This is a genomic window from Lacrimispora sinapis (genome assembly GCF_043633585.1).
Classification (GTDB): Bacteria; Bacillota; Clostridia; order Lachnospirales; family Lachnospiraceae; genus Lacrimispora; species Lacrimispora sinapis.
Map to the genome: position 1 here is coordinate 3,526,520 of NZ_CP141832.1, position 23,464 is coordinate 3,549,983.

The following is a 23,464-nucleotide window of genomic DNA, read 5'->3' on the forward strand; positions in this document are numbered from 1 at the left end:
TATGCTGCCTCCTTATTGCTGTTCTATAACTCCAATATATGGCAAATTCCTGTATATCTGATCGTAATCAAGACCATATCCAATGATAAACTGATCCGGTACCGTAAAACAGGTATATTTGACCTGTACCTGCTTCTTCACCCGGCGCTCCGGTTTGTCAAGAAGCGTACACAGCTCAATGCTGTTTGGATTCCTTTGTTTTAATACCTCAATCAAATAGGATAAGGTATTGCCGGAATCAATAATATCTTCAACGATCAGGACATCCTTTCCTTCAATGGGGTCATCAAGATCCTTAACGATCTTTACGATACCGCTTGATACGGTCCCTGACCCGTAGCTGGATACGGACATGAAATCCATGGTGAGCGGCAGAGTGATTCGTTTTGAAAGTTCACAGGTAAAGAAAACGCCTCCCTTTAATATACAAATCAGATGAAGCTTCTTTCCTTCATAATCCTTGCTGATCTGCTCTGCAACTTCTTTAATCTTTGCTGCCACTTCTTCCTCTGATAACAATACACGTATCTTATCATCCATTGTCTTTTCCTCCGTCTAACTGCATTTGTATTACTGTATGGGTATCATCTGTTATCTTATAGTATTCACTGATCCGGTATCCGATGACCCAGAGGACATGGGAACCATCTGCAATTAATGGAATTTTATCACGTTCCTCTCTCGGAACTTTTTCATCAATCATAAATGCCTTGACGGTTTTTCTTCCGCCTCCGGCCAGTGTCATGTAATCTCCGGATTTCCGATACCTCACAGAGAGTGTACATTTGATTTTATCATAATCAAACCATTTCGTATACCCGTTTTTGGGAATTTCCTGACCTTTTTTATAGGAAAAGACTCGAAAATCCACGTTTGGAAGCGGCTGATTTTTGGAATGATCCACAGATTCCTTCTGATTTTTATTCTTTATCCACAAACCGTCAGAAATCCGGACGGCCAAAAGTTTTCCCGGTAAGTCCACCTGCTTGCCTTTCTGGGCGGATAAGAGAGCTTTCACACTTTCCACATGAGTCAAGGTGATATCCTTCATGGATGCCCTGACCGACCGGATCATAGCCCGTAATACGTAGGTTTTTATGATGTCATCTTCCTTTAAAAGCCGGTCTGCCCCGACAGCATATGCTGTGACCGCACCAGTTTCATCCGTTGTTTTGGTCCCCCAGTCCTTTAAAAAGTGTTCTGCCTGTTTTTCCAGATATTCATCGGCCTTTGCAGCCATTTCTCCGGCATGAAGGATATTTTCTGAGACGCGGGGATTGATCTGTTCCCGAATGGCCGGAAGAAGAAAATTCCTGATCCGGTTCCTGGCATAATCGGTATGGGAATTGGTGGAGTCCTCACAATAAGATATCCCTTTTTCCCTCAGATATGCAAGAATTTCCTCCTTGCCCACAGACAGCAAAGGCCGGACGATCCGGTCTCTTACCGGGCGTATTCCGCCCAGCCCTTTTAATCCTGTTCCGCGGAACAGATGATAAAGAATGGTCTCTGCCTGATCATCTGCGTGATGGGCGACTGCGATTTTATTGCCGCCAAATTCCATGCGTTCCTTCTCAAAGATCTCATACCTCAAATGCCTTCCGGCCTCCTCCACAGACATCCTGTGTTCCTTTGCATAGCCTGCCGCATCCACACGGGCAGAAGAAAAAGGCACTCCAAGGGACCGGGAAAGCTCCTTCGCGTAGGCACTGTCCCGGTCCGCCTCTTCGCCTCTTAAACCGTGATGGACATGGACTGCCTTTAATGAGATCCCCAGGGTTTCTTTTAATTCATTTAAGACTACAAGAAGACAGACCGAATCGGCTCCTCCGGAAAGCGCCACGATGATGCGGTCTCCCGGAGCTAACAGCCGGTTCCGTCTGATAAACTCCAATATCTTTTTGTACATTCAGTCACCTTCCTTAGTTGATTTTCTCCCCTCTTTATTATAAATATACCCGCAAAACATGTCTGTTGCAATTATTATTTTCTTTTCCAGATGCCGGCAGTCAATACCGTCATATCATCAGCCGCGTTTTCCGAAAATGACCTGGCAAAGAGCAGAATCCGGTCTGCCATATCCTGAGGATTTTTTACCGGCATACCGGCAATAAATTCCTTGAGCATCAATTCCTTGTCATCTGCCGGCAGAGCGTCTAAAATTCCGTCGCTCACCATGATAATCCGGTTATCGTCCCAAAGCTTCTTCGACAAAAGCACAGGCTCCACAGGATTTAAGATCCCCATGGGAACATCACCCGCTTCCAGAAGCTCTACGCCCCGGTCAGTCAATATGTAGGTAGCTGCTGCTCCCAGCTTCATGGCCTCCATAATGCCTGTCTTTAAGTCGATGCAGCATAAATCCAGGGTTGCCGGGTGCTGGGAAATGCCGGTCAGCAAAAGGACCGTATTGACCATCTTTAGAGAAGCCCTGGTAGAAAATCCGGCCTCCAAAAGCCTTTGGGTCAGTTCAATGACCTGACGGCTTTCTTCCTCGGCGGCCTTGCCGCTGCCCATTCCGTCTGAAAGGCTCATGATCACCTGGCCCGGCTGGACTTGTCCGAAGGTATAGTTGTCACCGGATACCTCTTCCCCGGTTTTTACCGCCTTTGCCGCACCGTAAATGACCTGAAATTCTCCCTTTTCCACAAAACGTATGGTATCGGCCTGTTTTGTCACCAGATTTCTTCCATCCGGTGCCACAGTCCATTCCCCTTCCTCCATTGCCGCCTCCAGGATTTCTGCTGCCTCCTTTACGGTGACACAGCGTCCGTTCATGGTACGCATGGTTAAGTATGCTTCCCTCTGGTGGTTTTCATATTCCAGCATCAGCATTTTCTCTACGATGATATGATTTTTGCGGAATGCCCGTTTCACCTCATCCTCCCAGTCGGGAGTGATATCAACGGCATGTTCGACCTGATGGGAAAATTCCTCCAGAATTACCGCCAGCTCTTTAAACTGTACGATGACTGCGTCCCGGCTCTCCAAAAAGCGGTTTTTCCATGCCAGATTCATGGTAGCTCGTCCAAGGCCCCTGTTTAGATGGACCATGTATTCATCTTTCTTTTTACAGGTTTCCAGAAAAAAACGGGGCATGTCCCCGTAATCCACGTTCCCCTTCTGTTCAAATGCACGAATCAGATATTGCAGATAATACTGATTATCCTGTTCTTTCCCGGGATGCACAAAGCATTTGTTGCAGCCTGCGCATACCATGGCTGCAGCCGTTTCAAGAGCTGCCACACCATCTTCCTTCGTAAGTCCCTGTTCTGCTGACAGATCATCTGTGCACGCTCTGGCAAGTTCTCCCAAGGAGTTTGCCATGTCGTTTAATCTTTTAGCCGTGTATACATTCACATCAGCCATATCGTGATGTGCTGCCTTACGTCTGAACACAAAAATCCCTCCTGCCTGTTTCATGCTTTAGACCACATTATATACAGACAGAAGGAAAATATTTGTCAAAACAACTGACCCATTATGGAAAATCGTACGACAGGTTTCGTCCAAGTTCTTTAGACAACCTGGGATACCTGCAAAACGTCATTGCCTTTCCGACGGTTTCAGAAGAATTTCGTCAGGCTTTACAAGACCAAGCTTTTGCTTGGCTACTTCTTCTATGTATTGTTTGGTTTGGACATAGATCCTGTAGTCCTCTAACTCTTTGGCCCGTTGCTGTTCCTTGTCCACCTGTGTCTGAAGGCTTTCCATACGCGCCGCATAGTACCGCTCCTTTTCCTTCAGGGTGGCACCCTTGATGGTAACAGTCACGGCAAGACTGAATACTACAAAAGTAATACCAATGAGGGTCATACGATTGCCCCATTTGTCTTTTCTTTTTCTTCTAGATTTTCCCATCTTGTTCATACATTCACCAGTCATCCCTATTGCCGTCTTTTGTGACGGAATAACATACGTAGTTTCATTTTAAGATATTTCCAAAACTTTTTCAAGAACTTTAGAAAAAATCTGCTTATCATTCTGTCATACAGGAACATTCCCAGAAAAATCCCAGCTATGACATAACCCCTTAATCCGCCGTCATTCTGCTCATACAAAAGGGAAAATACCGTCAAAGCGGCATATACCCAGAATACCATGTCCTCAATTCCAATACATAGATAGGAGTGAGGAATTAAAATACGGAATGTCCGCAGCAGGTCATATGTCATCATAAGCCCTGCACCCGTTAAAAAGCTGTAGAGCAGAAGTTTTACTTCATATATAATATGAACGCTCATATGACTCCTTTTGATTCTTATTTAAACAGCCTGGTAAGCAGCGATTCTCCAGATCTTCGCAGCGCCTCGTTGGAAGAATAATTTAAGCTCTCAATGTTGCCGCTTAAATCCACTTCCCCCTTTTCCAGGGTCAAACGGCTTACATGAAGTTCCTTCCCCTTTAATGTCAATAACCCCATGTCAGTGTCTAAAACCACCTGGTTCTCGTCAAACGACACCACTTCCCGTATTCCTGTCAACGTCCCGGAGGCACGATTTTCTATTGTAAGCCGGTGAGGGCGGATGCTCATTTTCTCTTCCATAAGAAAAACCTCCTAATATACCTGTCTAAAGTATATTAGGAGGAATGCTTTAATATTCCTGAAAATTATCATACGTATAAGATTTTGGTTTAAAGATACCGGTATAGTTCCTTTGCCTCGTCCTTTTTCACCGTCTCTGCTACATCAAGAACCTCAACTTTAACCGAACTGGTTCCAAAACGTATCTCGATCACATCACCTTGTTTAATGTTTAAGGAAGCCTTCGCAGCCTTGTCATTGACCAGCACCCGGCCCGCATCACAGGCCTCGTTGGCAACAGTCCTTCTTTTAATCAGACGGGAAACTTTTAGAAACTTGTCCAATCTCATAGATTATGCGTTTACCATATCCTTTAAAGCCTTACCAGCTTTAAATTTTGGAGTCTTGGAAGCAGGAATGTTCATAACCTCGCCGCTCTTTGGATTTCTGCCTTCTCTTGCAGCTCTTTCAGATACCTCGAATGTACCAAAACCAACTAACTGGATTTTCTCGCCCTTTACTAACTCTTCAGATACAACATCTGTCAAAGCCTTTACTGCCTTCTCCGCATCCTTCTTAGACAGCTCCGCCTTCTCTGCTACTGCTGCGATTAACTCTGCTTTGTTCATTGATATCTTCCTCCTGAAATGTAGCACTTTGCTACGATTTTTCGCATTAACACGATTACTATATCATTTATAGCTGTTTCTCCTGTTTTTGTCAAGGTTTTTTCCTCTTTTTACGGGCTTTCTCCTGCATTTTTATAGCACTCCACAGGGCTTCTCCTTCTTCCGCCGAAATCTCCTTTTTATCGCCAAAAACATGGGGATGTCTGCGTATCATTTTTTCACAGATCCCATTCACAACATCGTCAATGGTAAAGTCCTGATTCTCCTTTGCAATCTGGCTGTGGATCATAACCTGGAACAAAACATCTCCAAGCTCTTCGCATAAATTTTCCTGATCCCTGCTGTCGATGGCTTGTATTACTTCACCGGTTTCCTCTAACAGATATTGCTTCAGGCTCTCATGGGTCTGTTCCCTGTCCCAGGAACAGCCGTCTTTGGAACGCAGTTTATTTGTAATATTTACTAAATCACTGAAAGTATACATGATTGCTTTCTCCCGATTCCTTTTTTTATTTTTATTATACCCCATATCCTCCGTATGTAAATTTTCTTTTGAAATAAATTCCAATTCTGAAGATTTTCTGACATTTATATCCGGCCCCTGTTAAAAAGGAACGGATTCTTATATAATAAGTTATAATTCAATTGAAACCGGAGGTACTTATGAAAGAATTTAATTTCTGGAAAAAAATAGCAGCGGTCATACTCTTTTTTAACATTGTTTTTTCTGCATTCCACGTTCAGACCATTTCAGCCACACAGGAAGACGGCGGTTTAACGGCACAGTCCATGGGGTTTGGACCGGCCCTTTCCATGGGGTCGGGCGGCAGAATTTTTAACGGCGGCAGTTTATCTCTTCTGGCGGATTATGACAAACGTCAGATGCTTTCCATGGTTTTACAGGACAAGAATGGCAGGCTTGTGGTCATCGACGGCGGCTGGGATATTGATGCGGAACATTTAACAGACGTGATCCAAAGCAAGGGCGGACGAGTATCTGCCTGGTTTATCACTCACCCTCACTCCGATCATGTGGGAGCACTGGTGAAGATCTTAAATAATCCGGACAGAAAGATCACCATTGACCAGGTATATTACAATCTGGCAGACCAGTCCTGGTATGATAAGGTGGAATCCTCCAGATCCAATCTGGTCACTCAGCTAAGGGAGGCACTGGCTACTCTTCCGGCAGAAAATCTCCACGTGGTTCATAAGGGCGATGAGATTCAGGTGGGCCAGATCAAAGCCAAGGTTTTGAATGATCCTTACCTTCTTGATGTGACCTCTGTGAACAACAGCTCCGTTGCCTACAAATTTTTCTTAAATAACGTAAGCATTCTTGTGCTTGGTGACATGGGTCCGGAAGCCGGGGAAATATTATTGAGAGAGACAAGCAGGGAAGATTTAAAAAGCGATATTGTACAGATGGCTCATCACGGACAGTACGGGGTCAACAAGGATGTGTATGAAGCAATCGCCCCGAAGATCGCACTTTGGCCATGTCCTCTCTGGCTGTGGAACAATGACGGCGGCTCTGGCATCGGAAGCGGGGACTGGAAGACGCTTGAGACCAGACAATGGATGGAAGAACTTGGTGTGAAACAGAATTACTGCATCAAGGATGGCGACCAGATCATCCATTGATGCCGGCTCCCTTTCTTGTGTTTCTGAACTCATTAATACTTAAAATGCCCACCAGATCCTTTTATAAGGACGGGGGGCATTTTTGATTACTTCTCATATTCCATGGCAGCTTCTGTGTCTACGGAGTCATGATTTTTATCTGGAAGTTTAAACTTTGACACTTCCTGATGCAGGGTTTGTGCCTGGGCCGCAAGTTCTTCACTGGAGGCCGAGCTTTCTTCCGCAGTCGCCGCATTGGACTGGACTACAGAGGAAACCTGGCTTAATCCCTGATTGATCTGCTGGATGGATTCTGCCTGCTGGGAGGATGCTTTTTCGATTTCTTTGGTCGCAAGCTCTACCTTTTGTGCTTTTTCTGCAACGCCCATAAGGATTTCGGCTGTTTCATCTGCAAGTTTTTCACCATTTGAGACCGATAGAACGGTATGGGAAATCAGCTCTTCTGTCTGCTTTGCGGCTTCACCGGATTTTGCGGCAAGGCTGCGGACCTCATCGGCAACCACGGCAAAGCCCTTACCTGCTTCTCCTGCCCGTGCCGCTTCAATGGCGGCGTTTAAGGCCAGTATATTGGTTTGGAAGGCGATATCTTCGACTACCTTGGTGATCTGTGAGATTTGTTCGGAAGAAACGGCAATTTCTTTCATTGCTGTATTCAGTTTCTGCATATGGACATTTCCATCATTAAGCCCCGAACTGGCCTGTCCTACATAATCTTTGGCAGTATTGACACTGTGGGTATTTTGTTCCGCTTCCCTGGCTACGGCGGCAATGGAAGCGCTCAATTCTTCCAAAGCGGCCGCCTGCTCTGCGGTGCCTGATGCAAAAACCTGGGCGGCTGTGGAGACCTGGTCCGCACCTATGGTTACCTGCCCGGCAGATGTGTCAATCAGGGAAAGCGTATGGGAAAGGTTCTGGACCGACTGGATAATTGCGGTTTCGATTCTTTTAAAGTCACCGATATAGGTTTGTGAGGGACCCGTCTGTAAATTACCAGCTGCGATCGCTTCCATATTTCTGGTAATATCATCGACATAGAGGGAAAGCGTTTGAATGGAACTGCCAATGCTGAATGCAAGATCACCAATTTCATCGTTGCTGTCAATTTGGGGAACGGTTTGGGTCAAATTGCCTTCAGCCAAAAGTTTCATTCGGTCGTTAAGTAATAAAAGAGGTTTCGTAAGCTTGCCGGCAAATGCCCCGGACACCCAAATCGCCATCAAGACCAATATGAAAGAAGTGGTGAGCATACCTGCTGCAACGGTTTGAATGGCAGAGGTCATTTCGTGGATTGGAGCCGCCACACCAAAATACCAGCCATCGCTTCCTGCCACCGGGGCGTAGTAGCAGATTCTCTTAACACCAGAATAGGAATATGTATCAATGCCCGTACCACCTGCAACCATCTTGGAATAGACGTTAGCGGCTGATCCGTAGCTTTTATCTGTTTTGGCCATTTTGATGAAATTCTTTTTTTCCTGTACCTCTTCCGGACTCACATTGGCAATCATAGTTCCAGTGCTGTCAATGATAAAAATACTTCCGCTCTTGCCAAAACGAATATCCTTTATGAGATCACTCAGATACATACCGTCAAGCCCGGCAATCAACACGCCTCCGTCACAGGGGGTATACAGGTTAATGACCAGAGCGCCTGAAGGGTCTTTAAAAGGCGAGGAGATCACGGTCTTCCCGTTTAACGCGCTGACAAATGCCGGGGCTTCCTTGTAATCATGGTTTTCCGATGACGCAGACCCTTTCTTTATCGTTCCGTCTGCATCGGCGATCCCCAGAGAACGCCAGCCATTTTCCTTTGCCAATGTTTCCAGCCCGGCTGGGGAGACGGACGATAAATCGGATTTGGCAACACTCTCCAGTCTATATTTCATAAGCTCGGTTTCTGTTGACAGCTGCAGGCCCACAACGGTTCCCATAGAAGAAAGGTCTTCTTTTACATCGTTTAAGATTCCATTATAACTGGTTACCAGTCCCACCACTAAATTTGCTGCTGATAAAACAATAATTAAAATAATGGTAAATACAAGCAGCTTGAACTTTATTGATCCTTTTTTGATTGCTTTCTTAATCATAAACATATCCCCCTGTCAGTATTTTTTTGATATTTGACGGTTTATCAAAAAACCAATTTTAATACATCCAATGCACCTGTCAGTATTTCCCTTCAATCATGCATAAAATGGCAATTGGGGGGGAATTATTGTCTTTATAGAAGTTGGATGCTTGGTTCGCAGTATCTTTAATACTGTGTATCATGTGAAAAAAACACTGGATTTACCTTGCTTGTTCCGATATTGCGACGGCAGAATTGACGGCGAAATCTGTAAATTCCGTATCGGTAAGCAGCATATCATTAAACTTTTCAATGGCAATTTTTTTATGTTCCATAAGGGAATGTACATAGACATTCAGCGTGATTCCCACATTGGAATGTCCCAATATCTCACTGAGCGTTTTGACATCCACACCAAGTTCCAGCGCTCTAGTTGCAAACGTGTGACGGATCGCATGGAACTTTCGTTCTTTTACTCCTGCACGTTTTAATATCTCCTTATACAGCTTTTGTACACAGCGGGGCTCATAAGGTTCTTTTTTCCCTGACATAATATAATTGTCCTCCTTTTGAATGTACAAGCCGCATGTTATAGTAAAGTTCAGCAAAAACTCAGGAATCGGAATCCTGCGCATGGATTTTCTGCTTTTGGGAGTTCCGACACACAGTATGGTCTTCTTTCCCTCCGGCTTAAAATTCTTTATTCGTGAAACCGTGTGGGTGATAGAAAGCGTTCCGGATTCCAGATCCACATCACTCCATTTCAATGCACATAATTCTCCCAGACGCAGACCCGTATAAAAACAGAGAATGATTCCCAACGCCCGTTTATTCCCGCTGCGCAATGCCGCGTATTCAATCATGCGCTGCTCCTTCATGGAGAAAATCTCCACTTCCTTTTCTTCCGCCTTGGGAAAAATGATTAATTGCGTAAGATAAAGACACTCGGGCGAGCGTTTTAAAACGCTTTTCAGTGCGATTTTAAAGATGGACAGAATTTTTTTCGCGGAGGTATTGGGAATGGAAGCATCTTCTCTGATACTCTTTACAAACCGTGTGACAGAATCTTCATCCAGTTGTTCATTGCCCGGCCGCTGAAAAAAGGGGATAATATACTTGCAGATGCTCCAATAATAGCTTTCATAGGTGGAAGGCTTGACCTGAGTTTTGATATCTCCCATCAGCCAGTCCTCAAACAATTGGGCGGACCGTGCTCCTTTGCCAAAGCTTTTTTGGGCTGGTTTCTCTTTTTGCTCCAAAAAGCTCCGCATTCTTTCCTTTACCTCTTTGTAGCTTTTTGCATAAAGATAGCGGTATTTTCCGCTGTCCATCAAGACTCTTCCTTCCCATCTTCCATCCTTGCGCTTATAGATGTTTTCTCCTCTTCGTGACATGCATTGCTCCTTTCAATCAGACAAATTTTTGACGGCGAAATTATTGAAATAGAACGAAATAATCACCACATTTTATCATACACCATGAGCATTACGATTTATTTGACACTCAAAATCCGTTGATGTATAATAAAAAATGTCGATTTATACAAAATTTCGGCGACACAGTATTAAAGATACTGCGAATGATAATAAACATTACACAAAAAAAAGCAACCCTTCCAGATTCATAAGGAGGCGTTGCTTTTTCTCTTTGTTTTGTTATGTAAAAAGGCAGCCGCCAGTGAGTCCAGTTTTACTCTCCGTCTCCATGACAGCTGTCTTTTCCTAATTTCCTCCTGGCCCATCCCTTCTGGGACGCTCAGATTCGGGCAATGGTTCTACATAAAAACCGTCCTCATATGGTTCATAATCAATTTCCGGGATATCACCATCGCCGTAATCATCTTCCTGCGGTTCAATTACCTTCATATTTTTCACCTCCTGATTGTGTTTTCTTTCATTATCCTTCCATCTGGCGGCCTAAGAAACCGGCTGCTGTGGTTGCAAGCTTTGTTTCCATCTCACCAAAACGGGCTCTTGGTTCTCTGCTTAATAATGCTACGGCTCCTATGGCATCACCTTCACATATAATGGGAGCCACAACCTGGGCCGTGATCCCTTCTAAAGTTTCACCGGTCAACGCAACGAAGCCTTTATCATCTTTACCAGCAACAACAACGGAACGCTCATTGATAATGTTTTCCAGCTGTTTGCTGATGGTTTTTTGAAGCAGTTCTTTTTTAGAACCGCCTGCTACTGCTATGATCTGATCTCTGTCACTGACACAAACCGTCAGTCCTGTAGTCTGAGCCATTGCTTCTGCATACTGGGAGGCAAAAGCAGTCAGTTCGACCATGGGGGAATATTTCTTTAGAATAATCTCTCCTTCTCTGTCAGTAAATATCTCAAGCGGAGTTCCTTCTCTTAAGCGGAGTGTCCTTCTGATTTCTTTTGGTATAACTACCCGGCCCAGGTCATCAATTCTTCTTACAATACCAGTTGCTTTCATAATTAAAATTCCTCCATCTTGTGCAATTTAATATCACTGTTATTATTTTGCTACGAATGCGGAAGATTATACTTGAGCCTGCCATTTTTCCCAAAATTTTAAATCAGGGTCCGCCCTTTTTTAAGAGCTGGACCCTGATTTTTATATTAAAGTTCGTATAAAATAAGAAGAAGTGGAATTGTCAGTACCCCAGATCAAAAGTCACCTTGTCTGACGCGATGAGAAACTTCCTTGGAAGTAGTCAAATATCTCTCATGAGCCGCCCTTGCAGCTGCATTATCCGGAATGGGAGATACAAATCTGTTTTCAAAAGAGCCATTCCGCTGAATCGTCAACTCATCTGATACTCTTTGCAGAAGATACATACTTAAAACGTCCATAGCTACCACCTTTCTCCGAAACAAAGATTTTGAAGTAAAGAAAGCATCTGGGACTCAATTCCTTCTTCTACAATTAGTATATCGCAAAACGCATAAAAAATCAACAAAGCAAGGTTTTATTTTAGTTAAACTTTTCAATTTTTTCCTATTTTTCGCACAATTCACCAATTTGTTTCAGAATCTTTTTTGCCTGGCTGATCATGACATCGGTAGATGCGTTCTTTTTACGGTCCAGGTAGGTAAACCTGGGTTCTTCTCCTGCGAGGAACTTTAAATCTCCGCGGTACTGCTCCACGATCTTTGGAATTCCTTCTGCTTTCAGCTTTGCATTCTTATACATGGTCAGCCGGATCTCCTGGCGGTTGATATTCACTTCAGTCACATAGGCGCTGTGTGCCAGTGCCTTTAATTCCGCCACCTTTAAAAGGTTGTCAACCGGCTTTGGAATATCTCCAAAACGGTCCATCAGTTCATCCTGCATATCCATGTATTCATCTTCACTCTCAATCCCGGAAATGCGCTTGTAAATATCAAGCTTTTGATATTCATTCTTAATATAGGAAGTGGGAATGTAAGCATCGGTGTCGCAGTCCACCACAGTCGTGTAAGTTTCCTCTTCTTTGCGTTCTCCTTTTAACTCTAAAACCGCCTGGTTTAAGAGCTTACAGTAAAGATCATATCCCACGGCCTCCATGTGTCCGTGCTGCTCCGCTCCAAGAACATTTCCGGCTCCCCGGATCTCTAAATCCCGCATGGCAATCTTGATGCCGGAACCAAGTTCGGTAAATTCCCGGATCGCCTGAAGACGCTTTTCCGCCTCTTCCTTTAACATCTTATCCCGTTTGTACATAAGAAACGCATACGAGATGCGGCTGGAACGCCCCACCCGGCCCCGAAGCTGGTACAACTGGGAAAGTCCCATGCGGTCTGCATCCTGAATGATCATGGTGTTGGCATTGGGAATATCAAGTCCGGTCTCAATGATGGTGGTGCAGACTAACACATCAATTTCCCCATTTACAAAATCAAACATGATTTTTTCCAGCTCATGCTCATTCATCTGTCCATGAGCGAAGGTGACGCTGGCCTCCGGCACCAGCTTTGCGATGTGGTTTGCCACCTCATCAATGTTGCTGACCCGGTTATATACATAATAAACCTGTCCTCCCCTGGAAAGCTCCCGGTGAATCGCCTCCCTTACCATCTCATCGTTGTGTTCCATCACATAGGTCTGGATGGGCATACGGTCTACCGGAGGTTCCTCCAGTACGCTCATATCCCGGATTCCCACCAGACTCATATGCAGAGTTCTTGGAATGGGGGTGGCTGTCAGGGTCAGGACGTCGATATTATCCTTCAGCTGTTTGATTTTTTCCTTGTGTGTTACCCCGAACCGCTGTTCCTCGTCAATAATAAGGAGTCCCAGATCCTTAAACTTCACATCCTTTGACAGCACCCGGTGGGTTCCGATCACAATATCCACCAGACCCCGGCTTAGATCCTCCACCGTCTTTTTGATCTGGCCCGGTGTACGGAACCTGGACATCAAATCCACCCGGACCGGGAAATCCTTGACCCGCTGGGCAAAGGTATTATAATGCTGCTGGGCCAAAATGGTGGTGGGCACCAGATAAACCACCTGCTTGCCATCCTGGACCGCTTTAAATGCGGCTCTCAATGCGATTTCGGTCTTTCCGTAGCCTACATCCCCGCAGATCAGGCGGTCCATGATCTTTTTGCTTTCCATATCCTTTTTGGTGGCTTCGATGGCCTCCCACTGATCCTCTGTCTCCTCATAAGGAAACATCTCTTCAAATTCCTTCTGCCAGACCGTATCTGGCCCATACTGGAACCCTTGGGTCTGCTGCCTTGTGGCGTACAGCATGACCAGATCTTTTGCGATCTCTTTTACTGCACCTTTTACCCTGGTCTTTGTCTTGTTCCACTGGTCTCCGCCCAAGCGGTTCAATTTTGGCTTTTTTGCCTCTGCTCCCGCATATTTCTGGATGCCGTCAAGTCTGGTCGCCGGAAGATATAAATTGCCGTTATCCGCGTACTCAACCTTTAGATAATCCTTAATGACTCCATCCTGCTCAATCTTTTCGATTCCGCGGTAGACCCCAAGACCGTGGTCTTCATGAACCACATAATCCCCGATGGAAAGATCGGAAAAATTCTGGATCTTGGTTCCTTCGTAGACCGCCTTTTTCCGTTTGCGCTTTTTCTTTTCCCCGCCAAACATATCGCCTTCGGTGATGACGATGAATTTAATCAGCGGATATTCAAAGCCCCGGTGCAGCTTTCCGTATGTGACAAGAATCTCTCCCGGCTTTACTTCATGCCCTTCGCCCCCGTCATCCGGGCAGTAGGCACGTAAGTCATACTCCCTTAAATCACCGGCAAGGCGGCTGGCCCTGGTCCTTGAGGCGGATAAAAGAATAACCCGGTAGCCGTCCTTTTTCCATCTGGTTAAATCTTTGATCAGCAGTTCAAAGCCATTCTGGTACACACTTACGTTCTTTACCTGAAAGCTGTAACGGTTCCTGACCGTAAATCCGGCCAGCTTCTGTTCCAGACCGGTCAAATAGACTGCCGTCCTGGTCTGGACCCTGGCTAACATCTCTTTGGCGGAAAAAAGAAGGCCGGTCTGTCCCGGAAGCAGATAGCCGTTACTTAAACGGTGGATCATGCTTTCCTTAAATTCCGCTTCTACCGTTTCCCCTTTTTCCTTTAAGCGTTCCGGTTCGTCTAAAAATAGAATCGTGTCATCCTTATTAAAATAGTCGAGAAAGGAAACACTGTCCGGACAGAAATAATGGATGTAGCCATCTAGTCCCTGCTGCTTATATCCTTCCTTTAACCCTTCCAAAAGTTCATTTACAATGGAACGGATTCTGGCTGCCTCTTCGATCTTTGACTGTCCCCGTAAATCCTTTTCGTATTTTTTTACTTCCTTTAAGATGGCTTCCATTCCCTCTTCAATCCGGTCTTTGGTCAGCACCATCTCTGTCGCCGGATAAATCAATACCTCCTCCAGCTGGTCCATGGACCTCTGGCTTTCAATATCAAAGGTCCGAATGGAGTCCACCTCATCATCCCAAAGCTCGATCCGCACCGGAAGCTCTTCTGTCAGAGGGAATATATCAATGATGCCGCCGCGTATGGAAAACTGCCCCATGCCATCTACCTGGGCCATACGCTCGTACCCAAGCTCTGCCAGATGCTTCTTCCATTTTTCCACTTCAATGATCTGACCGCTTTTTACGGACAGCACCTGCTCTTTTAAGCATTTAAGGGGGAGCAGATGATCCATCAGGCCATCCATGGTGGTGACCACCCAGCCTGATGAGCCTTCCATCAGACGGCGGAAAACGGTCATACGCTGCTTGGTAAGAAGGTTTCCATGGATGTCGGCGTTGAAAAACAGTAAGTCTCTGGCCGGATACAGCCATACGTTTGAATCAAAAAAACTTAGATCCTCATAGATTTCCCTGGCTCTGGTATCGTCATAAGTCACCACCAGCTTTCGCCCTGTGTGCTTTGCCGCTTCGTACATCAAATGAACCTTCTGAGAATCCATGCAGCCGCTTGCCGCTACCGGTCCGGCTTTTTTTTCCAGATCTTTTAAGAGGTCTTCAAAATCCTTTAGCTCTCTCAATGGTTTTTCAAATAGTCCGCTCATGAAGTCTCCTTATTTCTTCCTGTTAAAATGATTCATTGCCATATCCGCTCCATCTGTGACCATCATAATGGCTGCTTCTGCCGCCTCTTTGTATGCGTTCTCCATAAGAGCTTCCTGTTCCTTTGGAAAACGTCCCAAAACATAGTCCGCCAAATCCATTTCCTTTGGCTTTTCACCGACCCCCACCCGGATTCTCAAAAATTCCTGGGTTCCCAGATGGTTTATAATATCTTTAAGCCCATTATGGCCTCCGGCACTGCCCTTCGTCCGGATTCTCAGCTGACCCTCCGGCAGATTGATGTCATCACAGATGACAATAATCTGTTTTGGATCAACCTTATAAAAATCAGCCATGGCACCGATGCTTTCCCCGCTCAAATTCATAAAGGTCTGAGGCTTTGACAGGATTACCTTTTCCATACCAATCATTCCCATACCGCAATAAGCCCTGTGCTTTTTATCCGTTACCCTGATTCCCAGTTTGTCTGCCAAAACATCAATGGCCTCAAAGCCTGCGTTATGTCTGGTCTTTTCATATTCCCTGGTTGGATTCCCTAATCCTGCAATGATAAACATGACAATTCTCCTTATTATTCTCTATATTAACTGCTGTTATGATTCATGACTTTCCCGGCTTTAAAACGCCTGAAAAGCGTTAGATTTTCCTGGTTGGGGATCTAACGCTGTTTCTCCCATTTTAACAGTTTGCCAGGAAGAAGTAAAGGTTTTAAAGTGAATCCCTTGCCATCAGTCTGCCCGTTATGATAGAATGAAACCGCTGCGCTTATGTAATTTTTAATTTGACGGAGCATTTCTGCCTACTGCAAAACTGGTTTACTATAGGGTTAAAAGGAAAAAGGAGTGATGTTCATGAAGGATGCTAACAAAAAATACGATGTGATCATCATTGGTGCAGGCCCCTCCGGCATTTTCTGTGCCTATGAACTGATTGAAAAGAAACCGGAACTCAAGATTCTTATGATTGAAAAGGGCCGTCCCATTGAAAAACGGAAATGCCCAAAGCGTACCACAAATGTGTGTGTCGGCTGTAAACCCTGCTCTATTACCACAGGCTTTGCGGGAGCCGGAGCATTTTCTGACGGAAAGCTGTCTTTATCCCCGGATGTAGGAGGAAACCTGCCGGAGATTTTAGGGTATGATAAGACTGTGGAGCTGTTAAAAGAATCCGACAACATCTATTTAAAATTCGGTGCAGATGAAAATGTCTACGGCGTGGATAAACAGAAGGAAATCGAAGAAATCCGCCGGAAAGCCATCAATGCCAATTTAAAACTGATCGAATGCCCCATCCGTCACTTAGGCACCGAAGAGGGCTATAAAATCTATACCCGTCTTCAGGAACATTTGCTGGCAAAAGGCGTTGAAATGGAATTTAACACCATGGTAAAAGACATTCTCATTGAAGGAAATAAAGCAAAGGGTGTCGTTACCGATAAGGAAGAAACCTTTTATGCAAAGGAGATCGTTTCTGCCATCGGGCGGGAAGGCTCCGACTGGTTCAGCCACATCTGCAATAGCCACAGCATTGAAACACAAGTTGGAACCGTTGATATCGGAGTTCGTGTGGAGGTCCGTGATGAAGTCATGGATTTCTTAAATAAGAACTTATACGAAGCCAAGCTTGTTTATTATACCCCTACCTTTGACGATAAGGTCCGCACCTTCTGTACCAATCCTTCCGGTGAAGTTGCAACCGAATACTACGAAAACGGTCTGGCCGTTGTCAACGGTCACGCCTATAAATCACAGGAATACAAGACAAACAACACCAACTTTGCAATCCTGGTATCCAAAAACTTTACAAAACCCTTTAAGACCCCCATCGAATACGGCAAACATATTGCCCAGCTCAGCAACATGCTCTGCGACGGACGAATCCTGGTACAGACCTTCGGCGATTTTCAAAGAGGCCGCCGTACCACAGAAGAACGGTTATGCCGCAACAACTTAATCCCAACCCTAAAAGATGCCGTACCCGGAGACTTATCCTTAGTATTCCCCCACCGCATCATGGTTGACATAAAAGAAATGCTTCTGGCCCTGGATAAAGTAACCCCCGGAATTGCCAGCGACGAAACCTTATTATACGGGGTAGAGGTAAAATTCTATTCCAATAAAGTAGTGGTAAACCCGGACTTTGAAACCAGCGTAGAAGGACTTCGGGCCATCGGCGACGGTGCATCCGTCACCCGCGGACTCCAGCAGGCATCTGCCAATGGGATCAGTGTGGCTAGAAGTATATTAAAAAATATCTAATCGGGCATTTCCAGGAAATGGCGTTGGCCGTTTATGAATCTTAATAACGGCCAAAGAGCCATTTTCAATACTGTTTTCGGCACCCTTGCTGCAAAAAACTCATTTCCTTAACCTAATTTGTTCTGGTATTTTATTCGTATTTAAAGGTTTTTCTTTTTCTCACTTTATTCCCCTTTTATAAAATAATACGCAAGTCATTAAGCGTCTTCTCTATTATCTTAATTCATATTCATTATTATGCCTTATTCTTGTTTTCAAAGATAATCACCATGAAAGCTGATTTTCAGAATTTATGACCCAGGGTTACAAATTTCGGCACCTAACATGTATAATTCTGGCACTTCCATTGAAATATTTAGGAAAGGCATTACAATAAACAAGTAATACTAAGCCTAAAATATATGCATGTAACGATTTTATTATCTTTAGGTTCTATCATTATTTATAAGGTGGAAGTAAAAATAACATTTAAGTTTTCGTAAACATATTCATGAAAAGGAAATTAAAGGTATCCAGTAGATAAGATAAAATATAAGAGACTTATTGTTATCTTAAACTTGGAGGTTCACTATGTTAAAAAAAATTTCAATAGTATTCTTTTCAGTGCTCATGCTGTTTTGCATCACCAGCACTGCTTTTGCTGCACAGACCGTTTCCAATCAATCGAGCATTTTAAAACTGCCTAAACCCAATGCCAGTGTCAATTTATGGCCCGGCGATAAGATACCACAGGTTTCAAGTTTAGAATTTTATGATATTGGCACATTAGCCAATGGCCATGCAGCAATAATTCTTAAAGTAATGGGATACGGTAATGAAAATACCATATTTAACGGAAACAGAATATGGGCGATACAACAGGTCCCCATTGTTCTATCTGGTACCGGAGCAGACGGCTTTTTATATATCTATGATCTGGGAGAGTTAAAGCCTGGAAGTTATAGCTTTAAAACCACCTTTACTTCGAGAGAGTATCCGTATACTCAACAGTTTTATTATGACACCATCACGGTTACGGAGTAATACTTTATATCTATAATCCTATATGTATCTACTGGTTCCTTTAATAAATATGTTACTCTATGTCTTGTTAATAAAACAACAATAAAATTCTCACTTTAGGAGGTAAATAATGTTCGTATCTTCAAATTCTTACAGAAATATGGTTCCTGTTATCCCACAAAGAAAAAACATAAAAAAAGATGGTGCATATGAAACGCCATCTGCTAATACTTCATCATCAACGAAAGCTTACAGTCATCCTACGACGTTATACTTAAAGAAACCTGATATGATATATTCTGGCGGAAATGCAGCCGGAGTGTCCTTTTACATTAAATATGCAGAAGAGTCAACAGAAGATAACCCGGTTGTTAAAGCTACAGGTATTGACGAAAAGGGAGAATCTTTCGAGCAGACCATTGCACTGAATGATATAGATCCATCTAATGCTACCTACGTAGAGATGCGTGCTTTGGAAGCCCATAACAAAGTACCTTATGGAATTATGAGCACTACTTCCCTGCCTCTTGATTGTAACAAAATGAAATTGAATGACAGAATTGACTTCTTTGAACTGTTTGAAAAGGATATTCAGAATTACAAAAATTGCGGCAGATATGATCTGGCCGCAATTCAAAGTAAATGCTATCAAACCTATTTAGATATTAACGATAGAAAAAAAGATTATTAATTATGGAAAGCAGAAAAAAACAGAGAGAATAACCTTGGACCGAATTTCGGCCTGGATCCAATCTCTCTGTCTCTTTTGCTGCTATTCTATACCAGCCCCAGCTCTTTCATCGCATAAGCCACCCCGTCGTCCTCCACGTTCTTCGTAAAAAACGTAGCATAAGGTTCCAGCTCCACGCTATGATGTCCCATCAGCACACAGTTCTTTGCAAATTGGAACATGGAAAGGTCATTGGTACTGTCTCCAAAGACATAGACATCTTCCAATGCAATTCCATAGTGGTCCATCACAAGTTCAATCCCGGTCGCTTTGGAATACCCAACCGGAACGCACTCATAAAACCCGCCGCCCCGGTCAATGATCTCAAAGTCCCCTTTGAGTGCCTGAGAGAACCCCTCCATATCACTATTCTCATCACCGAACACGCAGAATTTATCAAAGTCATAACAGTCCTCATCCCAGCCGTAAGCTGAGATCATACCGCTTTCCCTCATCTGCGCTTTCATGCGCTCCACTTGAGGCATCCAGGAAGTTTCTTTTCTGAAATAGCAGCTTTCCGTTCCTTCCAAAACTCCATCAAATTTATGCTCCATGATGATCTTTTTTATCTGTGAGCCTTTCTCCCTGGGGATCACGGCAGAAAATAAAACATCATCTCCTGCCACCACCCTGGTTCCGCAGCCACAGCAATATCCGTCTACTTCAATCAGCCGCACAATCGGGCCGATCAGACTATACACCCTTCCGGTATTGATAAATACCAGATGCCCCTTTTTACGGGCCTGGGAAATTGCTTCTTTTGTGCTTTCCGGCACATTCCGGTTGATCTCGGAAAACAGCGTTCCGTCAATATCAAAAAACAGCGCCTTACGTCCTTTACTCATCGGTCACCTCGAAAACAAATGGTACCCGTAGTTTCATCCATACTTTCCACAATCGCCAGAGACTCCACTTTTATTCCTTCTGCTCTTAATCGGTCGCCTCCCGGCTGGAACCCTTTTTCAATGACAATTCCTGCACCCACTAACTCTGCACCGGAATCCTTTACAATGGCAGCCAGGCCTTCCAGCGCTTTTCCATTGGCAAGAAAATCATCAATCAGAAGAACCTTGTCCCCGGCTCCCAGAAATTCCTTGGAGACCATCACATCATAGGTCCTTCCGTGGGTAAAGGATTCGACCTGGGTGGTGTAGACATCACCTGCAATGTTCTTGGTCTTGGATTTTTTGGCAAATACTACAGGCACATCAAAATACTGGGCAACAATACAGGCGATTCCGATTCCGGAGGCTTCAATGGTTAAGATCTTATTGATTTCGCAGCCAGCAAAGCGCCTTTTAAATTCTTTCCCGATCTCAACAAACAGCTTGATATCCATTTGGTGATTCAGAAAACTGTCGACTTTCAGTACATCACCGGACTTGATCTTGCCGTCCCTCCGTATTCTGTCCTTTAAAAGCTGCATAAAGGTTCCCCCTGTCGTAAAATTATTATTTGATTACCGCATTCTTTGTTAAGAAATCCATGACCTTGTTGTTTATGATATAATCATCAACATCAAATTTGCTTTCTGTCTCCATCAGCTTGTCGGCACTTTCATAGCCTAACTCTTCAGCAACCTTTTTGCGGTCATCATCCGTTACCTTAATGTTCTCTTTTAAAGCGATGGCATTGACGATCAGTCTCTGCTTTACGACTTCTTCTGCCTGAGCCTTGGCTGCCGTTTTAAAGTCTTCCTCTTTCATTCCGGTAAATGCACCTATAAAGGTAGCAAAATCCATCCCATAAGAAGAAGCCTGGTTGGTATATTTGGCAATCAGGTTATCATAATTGGCATCAATGGCTTCCTGTTTCGGTTCCACCTTCGCCTCCTTTGCGATGGCTGTGTAAATGTCATTCTTTACCTTCTGCTCTGCCTGTTCATTCTTGCTCTTCAAAAGAGTCTGTTTTTTGTCTTCCTTATATTCATCAATGGTCTTAAAGCTTGTGTTCTCCTGAACAAACGCATCGTTTAGTTCCGGGATCTGCTTTTCCTGCACCGAATTGATGGTCACTTCAAACACGACTGGTTTGCCTGCAAGATCTGCATTCTTATATTTCTCAGGGAAGGTGAGGTTTAAGGATACCTTGTCCCCTTTTTTGGCACCGATCAGTCCGTCTTCAAATCCATCAATAAACTGATTGGAACCGATGGTTAAGTCTGTTCCCTTGGCGGTACCGCCCTCAAAGGCAACGCCATCCTTGGTTCCTACATAATCAATATTCACCACATCACCGTCTTTTACGGGGCGGTCTACATCTACCTTTTTCATTTTGGCAGACAGATCACTTTCTATGGCCTGATTTATCTCTTCATCCGTGACTTCTACTTTTTCTTTCGTCACTTCAATTCCTTTGTACTTGCCAAGTGTTACCTTGCCGTTGTCAATATCTGTTAAATCCTTCACCGCTACTGTTTCCTGGGCGGAGGATTCTGTTGCTTCCGTTTTTGATCCGGCAGTCTCTTTTACATCTTTTTTGGAACAGCCGGAAATAAGGGTGGCGGCAATCAGACCGCACATACAAACTTTAAAGATTTTCTTCATAATACAATCCTTTTTCTTTCTTTTTAATGTTTAACAGGGAAACCGCTTCCTGTCAGTTATACCATATTGAACGACTGAAAAAAAGCGTTTTCCCGAAATTAGCAAAAATTTCAAAATTCTTTTTTTACTTATAAAATGCCCGGAAAGCCTTGTATGTATTGTATACGTCAAGTTTGGAGGACAGTTCAAACGGCGCATGCATGGAAAGAATTGGCACACCCAAATCCACCACGTCTACGTCCATGGAAGCCACATATTTGGCAATAGTTCCGCCGCCGCCCTGGTCAACGGCACCAAGTTCTCCGATCTGCCAGTACACGCCTTCCTCTTCCATCATGGCGATGACCTTAGCCATGAGTTCTGCGCTGGCATCATTGGAGCCGCCCTTTCCTCTTACGCCGGTATATTTGGTCAGCACACAGCCTTTGTTCATAAAACAGGAATTGCGCTCTTCGTACACCTGGGAAAAGGTTGGATCATAAGCTGCGTTCACATCAGAAGATAAGCATATGGAGTTGCGGAGCACGTTTCTCACTTCCACACCAGCCATATCTGCCAGATCCTCTATGTAGTGAAGGACAAAATCAGAATTTAATCCGGTATTGCCGTCAGAACCGATTTCTTCCTTGTCTGCAAGAACGGTCACAGTTGTAAACTGAGGATTGGCAGCATCAATCTCTGCCATCAGTGCGGTATAGGCACAAACTCTGTCATCCTGACCGTAGCCGCCGATCATGCTGCGGTCAAAGCCAACGTCACAGGCCTTCTGAGCCGGCACCAGTTCGATCTCCGCCCGTAAAAAGTCAGCCTCCGTTACGCCGTAGCGGTCGTGAAGCAGCTTTAAAGCCAAAAGCTTTACCGGGTCCTTGATGTCCGCTTCGTCAACATAAGGAACTGAACCGATGATCACATTTAATTCCTCGCCTTTGATACCGTCTCTTAATTTTCTATCGTTCTGGTCTGCAGCCAGATGAGGGAGCAGGTCTGTAATGCAAAATACGGGATCGCCTTCTTTTTCACCAATGTTTACTTCCACGCTTTCCCCGTTTTTCTTAATGAAGACGCCATGCATGGCCAGGGGAATGGTCACCCACTGGTATTTGCGGATTCCGCCGTAATAATGGGTCTTAAAGTAAGCAAGATCATTCTTTTCATAAACCGGATTCGGCTTTAAATCCAGTCTTGGGGAATCAATATGGGCTCCGTTGATACGAACGCCTTTTTCCACGCTTTCCTTCCCGAAGGTGGTGGCAATGATGGCCTTTCCCCGATTTACATAATATACCTTATCTCCGGTCTTGTATTTCTTTCCGGCGTCAAAGGGGGTATAGCCCTGCATCTCCAGCATGGCTACCGCTTCTCTTACGCACTCTCTTTCCGTCTTTCCATTGTCCAGAAACTTCTTATAGCCCTCACAGAACATCTCCGCTTCTTCCTTCTGCAAAGGGGCATCTTTTCCAATATGAGGAAGCTTAAATGTCAGCTCCTCCTGTAATAACTGTCCTTTCGTTTTCTCCATTGTTATCTCCTCCATAT

At 44.4% G+C, this 23,464-nt stretch carries 24 protein-coding genes; 4 read left to right on the forward strand and 20 right to left on the reverse strand.

What is annotated here, in order from left to right:
- Positions 1–12: 12 nt before the first annotated feature.
- From hpt to VIG27_RS16710, 9 genes are all read right to left on the reverse strand, one after another.
- Positions 13–540 carry a hypoxanthine phosphoribosyltransferase gene (gene hpt / locus VIG27_RS16670; protein ID WP_394523764.1) on the reverse strand — a complete coding sequence of 176 codons (528 nt, stop codon included), beginning with the start codon at positions 538–540 and terminating at the stop codon, positions 13–15.
- Positions 533–1,909, reverse strand: a complete 1,377-nt coding sequence (gene tilS, locus VIG27_RS16675; protein ID WP_394523767.1) for a tRNA lysidine(34) synthetase TilS — start codon at positions 1,907–1,909, stop codon at positions 533–535. Before tilS ends, hpt begins: the two co-directional genes overlap by 8 nt.
- A 74-nt stretch (positions 1,910–1,983) precedes the next feature.
- Positions 1,984–3,399: a SpoIIE family protein phosphatase gene (locus VIG27_RS16680; protein ID WP_394523768.1), complete on the reverse strand. Its 1,416-nt coding sequence runs from the start codon at positions 3,397–3,399 to the stop codon at positions 1,984–1,986.
- Between the two features lie 147 nt (positions 3,400–3,546).
- A complete protein-coding gene (locus VIG27_RS16685) occupies positions 3,547–3,870 on the reverse strand; it encodes a septum formation initiator family protein (RefSeq protein WP_394523769.1) in 324 nt (107 codons plus the stop codon).
- A 17-nt stretch (positions 3,871–3,887) separates the two neighbouring features.
- Entirely contained in the window at positions 3,888–4,244 is a 357-nt protein-coding gene (yabQ, locus tag VIG27_RS16690; RefSeq protein WP_394523770.1) for a spore cortex biosynthesis protein YabQ, read from the reverse strand.
- A gap of 17 nt (positions 4,245–4,261) precedes the next feature.
- Positions 4,262–4,546 (reverse strand): sporulation protein YabP, encoded by a 285-nt coding sequence (gene yabP, locus VIG27_RS16695; protein WP_394523771.1) that lies wholly within the window; start codon positions 4,544–4,546, stop codon positions 4,262–4,264.
- An 89-nt stretch (positions 4,547–4,635) separates the two neighbouring features.
- On the reverse strand, positions 4,636–4,875 hold the full coding sequence (locus VIG27_RS16700) for an RNA-binding S4 domain-containing protein (RefSeq protein WP_394523773.1): 240 nt from the start codon (positions 4,873–4,875) through the stop codon (positions 4,636–4,638).
- Positions 4,876–4,878: 3 nt separating this feature from the next.
- Positions 4,879–5,181 (reverse strand): HU family DNA-binding protein, encoded by a 303-nt coding sequence (locus VIG27_RS16705; protein WP_394523774.1) that lies wholly within the window; start codon positions 5,179–5,181, stop codon positions 4,879–4,881.
- Between the two features lie 64 nt (positions 5,182–5,245).
- Positions 5,246–5,638, reverse strand: coding sequence for a MazG family protein (locus VIG27_RS16710; RefSeq protein WP_394523775.1), 393 nt, complete (start codon positions 5,636–5,638; stop codon positions 5,246–5,248).
- A gap of 179 nt (positions 5,639–5,817) precedes the next feature.
- Here VIG27_RS16710 and VIG27_RS16715 point away from each other — a divergent pair, with 179 nt between their 5' ends.
- Positions 5,818–6,798, forward strand: coding sequence for a ComEC/Rec2 family competence protein (locus VIG27_RS16715; RefSeq protein WP_394523776.1), 981 nt, complete (start codon positions 5,818–5,820; stop codon positions 6,796–6,798).
- 86 nt (positions 6,799–6,884) lie between these two features.
- On the opposite strand, the gene VIG27_RS16720 is transcribed toward VIG27_RS16715, so the two are convergent.
- The 7 genes from VIG27_RS16720 to pth form a co-directional block, all read right to left on the reverse strand.
- Positions 6,885–8,885, reverse strand: coding sequence for a methyl-accepting chemotaxis protein (locus tag VIG27_RS16720; RefSeq protein ID WP_394523777.1), 2,001 nt, complete (start codon positions 8,883–8,885; stop codon positions 6,885–6,887).
- A gap of 202 nt (positions 8,886–9,087) precedes the next feature.
- Positions 9,088–10,260, reverse strand: a complete 1,173-nt coding sequence (locus VIG27_RS16725) for a tyrosine-type recombinase/integrase (protein WP_394523779.1) — start codon at positions 10,258–10,260, stop codon at positions 9,088–9,090.
- A gap of 327 nt (positions 10,261–10,587) precedes the next feature.
- The gene (locus tag VIG27_RS16730; protein ID WP_394523780.1) at positions 10,588–10,731 is read right to left on the reverse strand and encodes an AE-binding protein; all 144 of its coding nucleotides are present in this window, start codon (positions 10,729–10,731) and stop codon (positions 10,588–10,590) included.
- Positions 10,732–10,762: 31 nt separating this feature from the next.
- The gene (gene spoVT / locus VIG27_RS16735) at positions 10,763–11,311 is read right to left on the reverse strand and encodes a stage V sporulation protein T (RefSeq protein ID WP_394523781.1); all 549 of its coding nucleotides are present in this window, start codon (positions 11,309–11,311) and stop codon (positions 10,763–10,765) included.
- Positions 11,312–11,505: 194 nt separating this feature from the next.
- Positions 11,506–11,691, reverse strand: a complete 186-nt coding sequence (locus tag VIG27_RS16740) for a hypothetical protein (RefSeq protein ID WP_394523783.1) — start codon at positions 11,689–11,691, stop codon at positions 11,506–11,508.
- Positions 11,692–11,836: 145 nt separating this feature from the next.
- The gene (gene mfd, locus VIG27_RS16745) at positions 11,837–15,373 is read right to left on the reverse strand and encodes a transcription-repair coupling factor (RefSeq protein WP_394523785.1); all 3,537 of its coding nucleotides are present in this window, start codon (positions 15,371–15,373) and stop codon (positions 11,837–11,839) included.
- 9 nt (positions 15,374–15,382) lie between these two features.
- Entirely contained in the window at positions 15,383–15,949 is a 567-nt protein-coding gene (pth, locus tag VIG27_RS16750) for an aminoacyl-tRNA hydrolase (RefSeq protein ID WP_394523787.1), read from the reverse strand.
- Between the two features lie 294 nt (positions 15,950–16,243).
- Between pth and VIG27_RS16755 the strand changes: the two genes are divergently transcribed.
- From VIG27_RS16755 to VIG27_RS16765, 3 genes are all read left to right on the forward strand, one after another.
- On the forward strand, positions 16,244–17,650 hold the full coding sequence (locus VIG27_RS16755; RefSeq protein WP_394523788.1) for an NAD(P)/FAD-dependent oxidoreductase: 1,407 nt from the start codon (positions 16,244–16,246) through the stop codon (positions 17,648–17,650).
- 570 nt (positions 17,651–18,220) lie between these two features.
- On the forward strand, positions 18,221–18,673 hold the full coding sequence (locus VIG27_RS16760) for a hypothetical protein (RefSeq protein ID WP_394523789.1): 453 nt from the start codon (positions 18,221–18,223) through the stop codon (positions 18,671–18,673).
- A 109-nt stretch (positions 18,674–18,782) separates the two neighbouring features.
- The gene (locus VIG27_RS16765) at positions 18,783–19,343 is read left to right on the forward strand and encodes a hypothetical protein (protein WP_394523790.1); all 561 of its coding nucleotides are present in this window, start codon (positions 18,783–18,785) and stop codon (positions 19,341–19,343) included.
- Between the two features lie 86 nt (positions 19,344–19,429).
- Here the strand turns inward: VIG27_RS16765 and VIG27_RS16770 are convergent, their stop codons facing one another.
- The 4 genes from VIG27_RS16770 to VIG27_RS16785 form a co-directional block, all read right to left on the reverse strand.
- Positions 19,430–20,227, reverse strand: a complete 798-nt coding sequence (locus VIG27_RS16770) for an HAD family hydrolase (protein WP_394523792.1) — start codon at positions 20,225–20,227, stop codon at positions 19,430–19,432.
- Entirely contained in the window at positions 20,224–20,808 is a 585-nt protein-coding gene (locus VIG27_RS16775; protein WP_394523793.1) for a xanthine phosphoribosyltransferase, read from the reverse strand. Before VIG27_RS16775 ends, VIG27_RS16770 begins: the two co-directional genes overlap by 4 nt.
- Positions 20,809–20,833: 25 nt before the next feature.
- A complete protein-coding gene (gene tig, locus VIG27_RS16780; RefSeq protein ID WP_394523794.1) occupies positions 20,834–21,928 on the reverse strand; it encodes a trigger factor in 1,095 nt (364 codons plus the stop codon).
- 124 nt (positions 21,929–22,052) lie between these two features.
- The gene (locus VIG27_RS16785; RefSeq protein WP_394523797.1) at positions 22,053–23,447 is read right to left on the reverse strand and encodes an aminopeptidase; all 1,395 of its coding nucleotides are present in this window, start codon (positions 23,445–23,447) and stop codon (positions 22,053–22,055) included.
- Positions 23,448–23,464 lie beyond the last annotated feature (17 nt).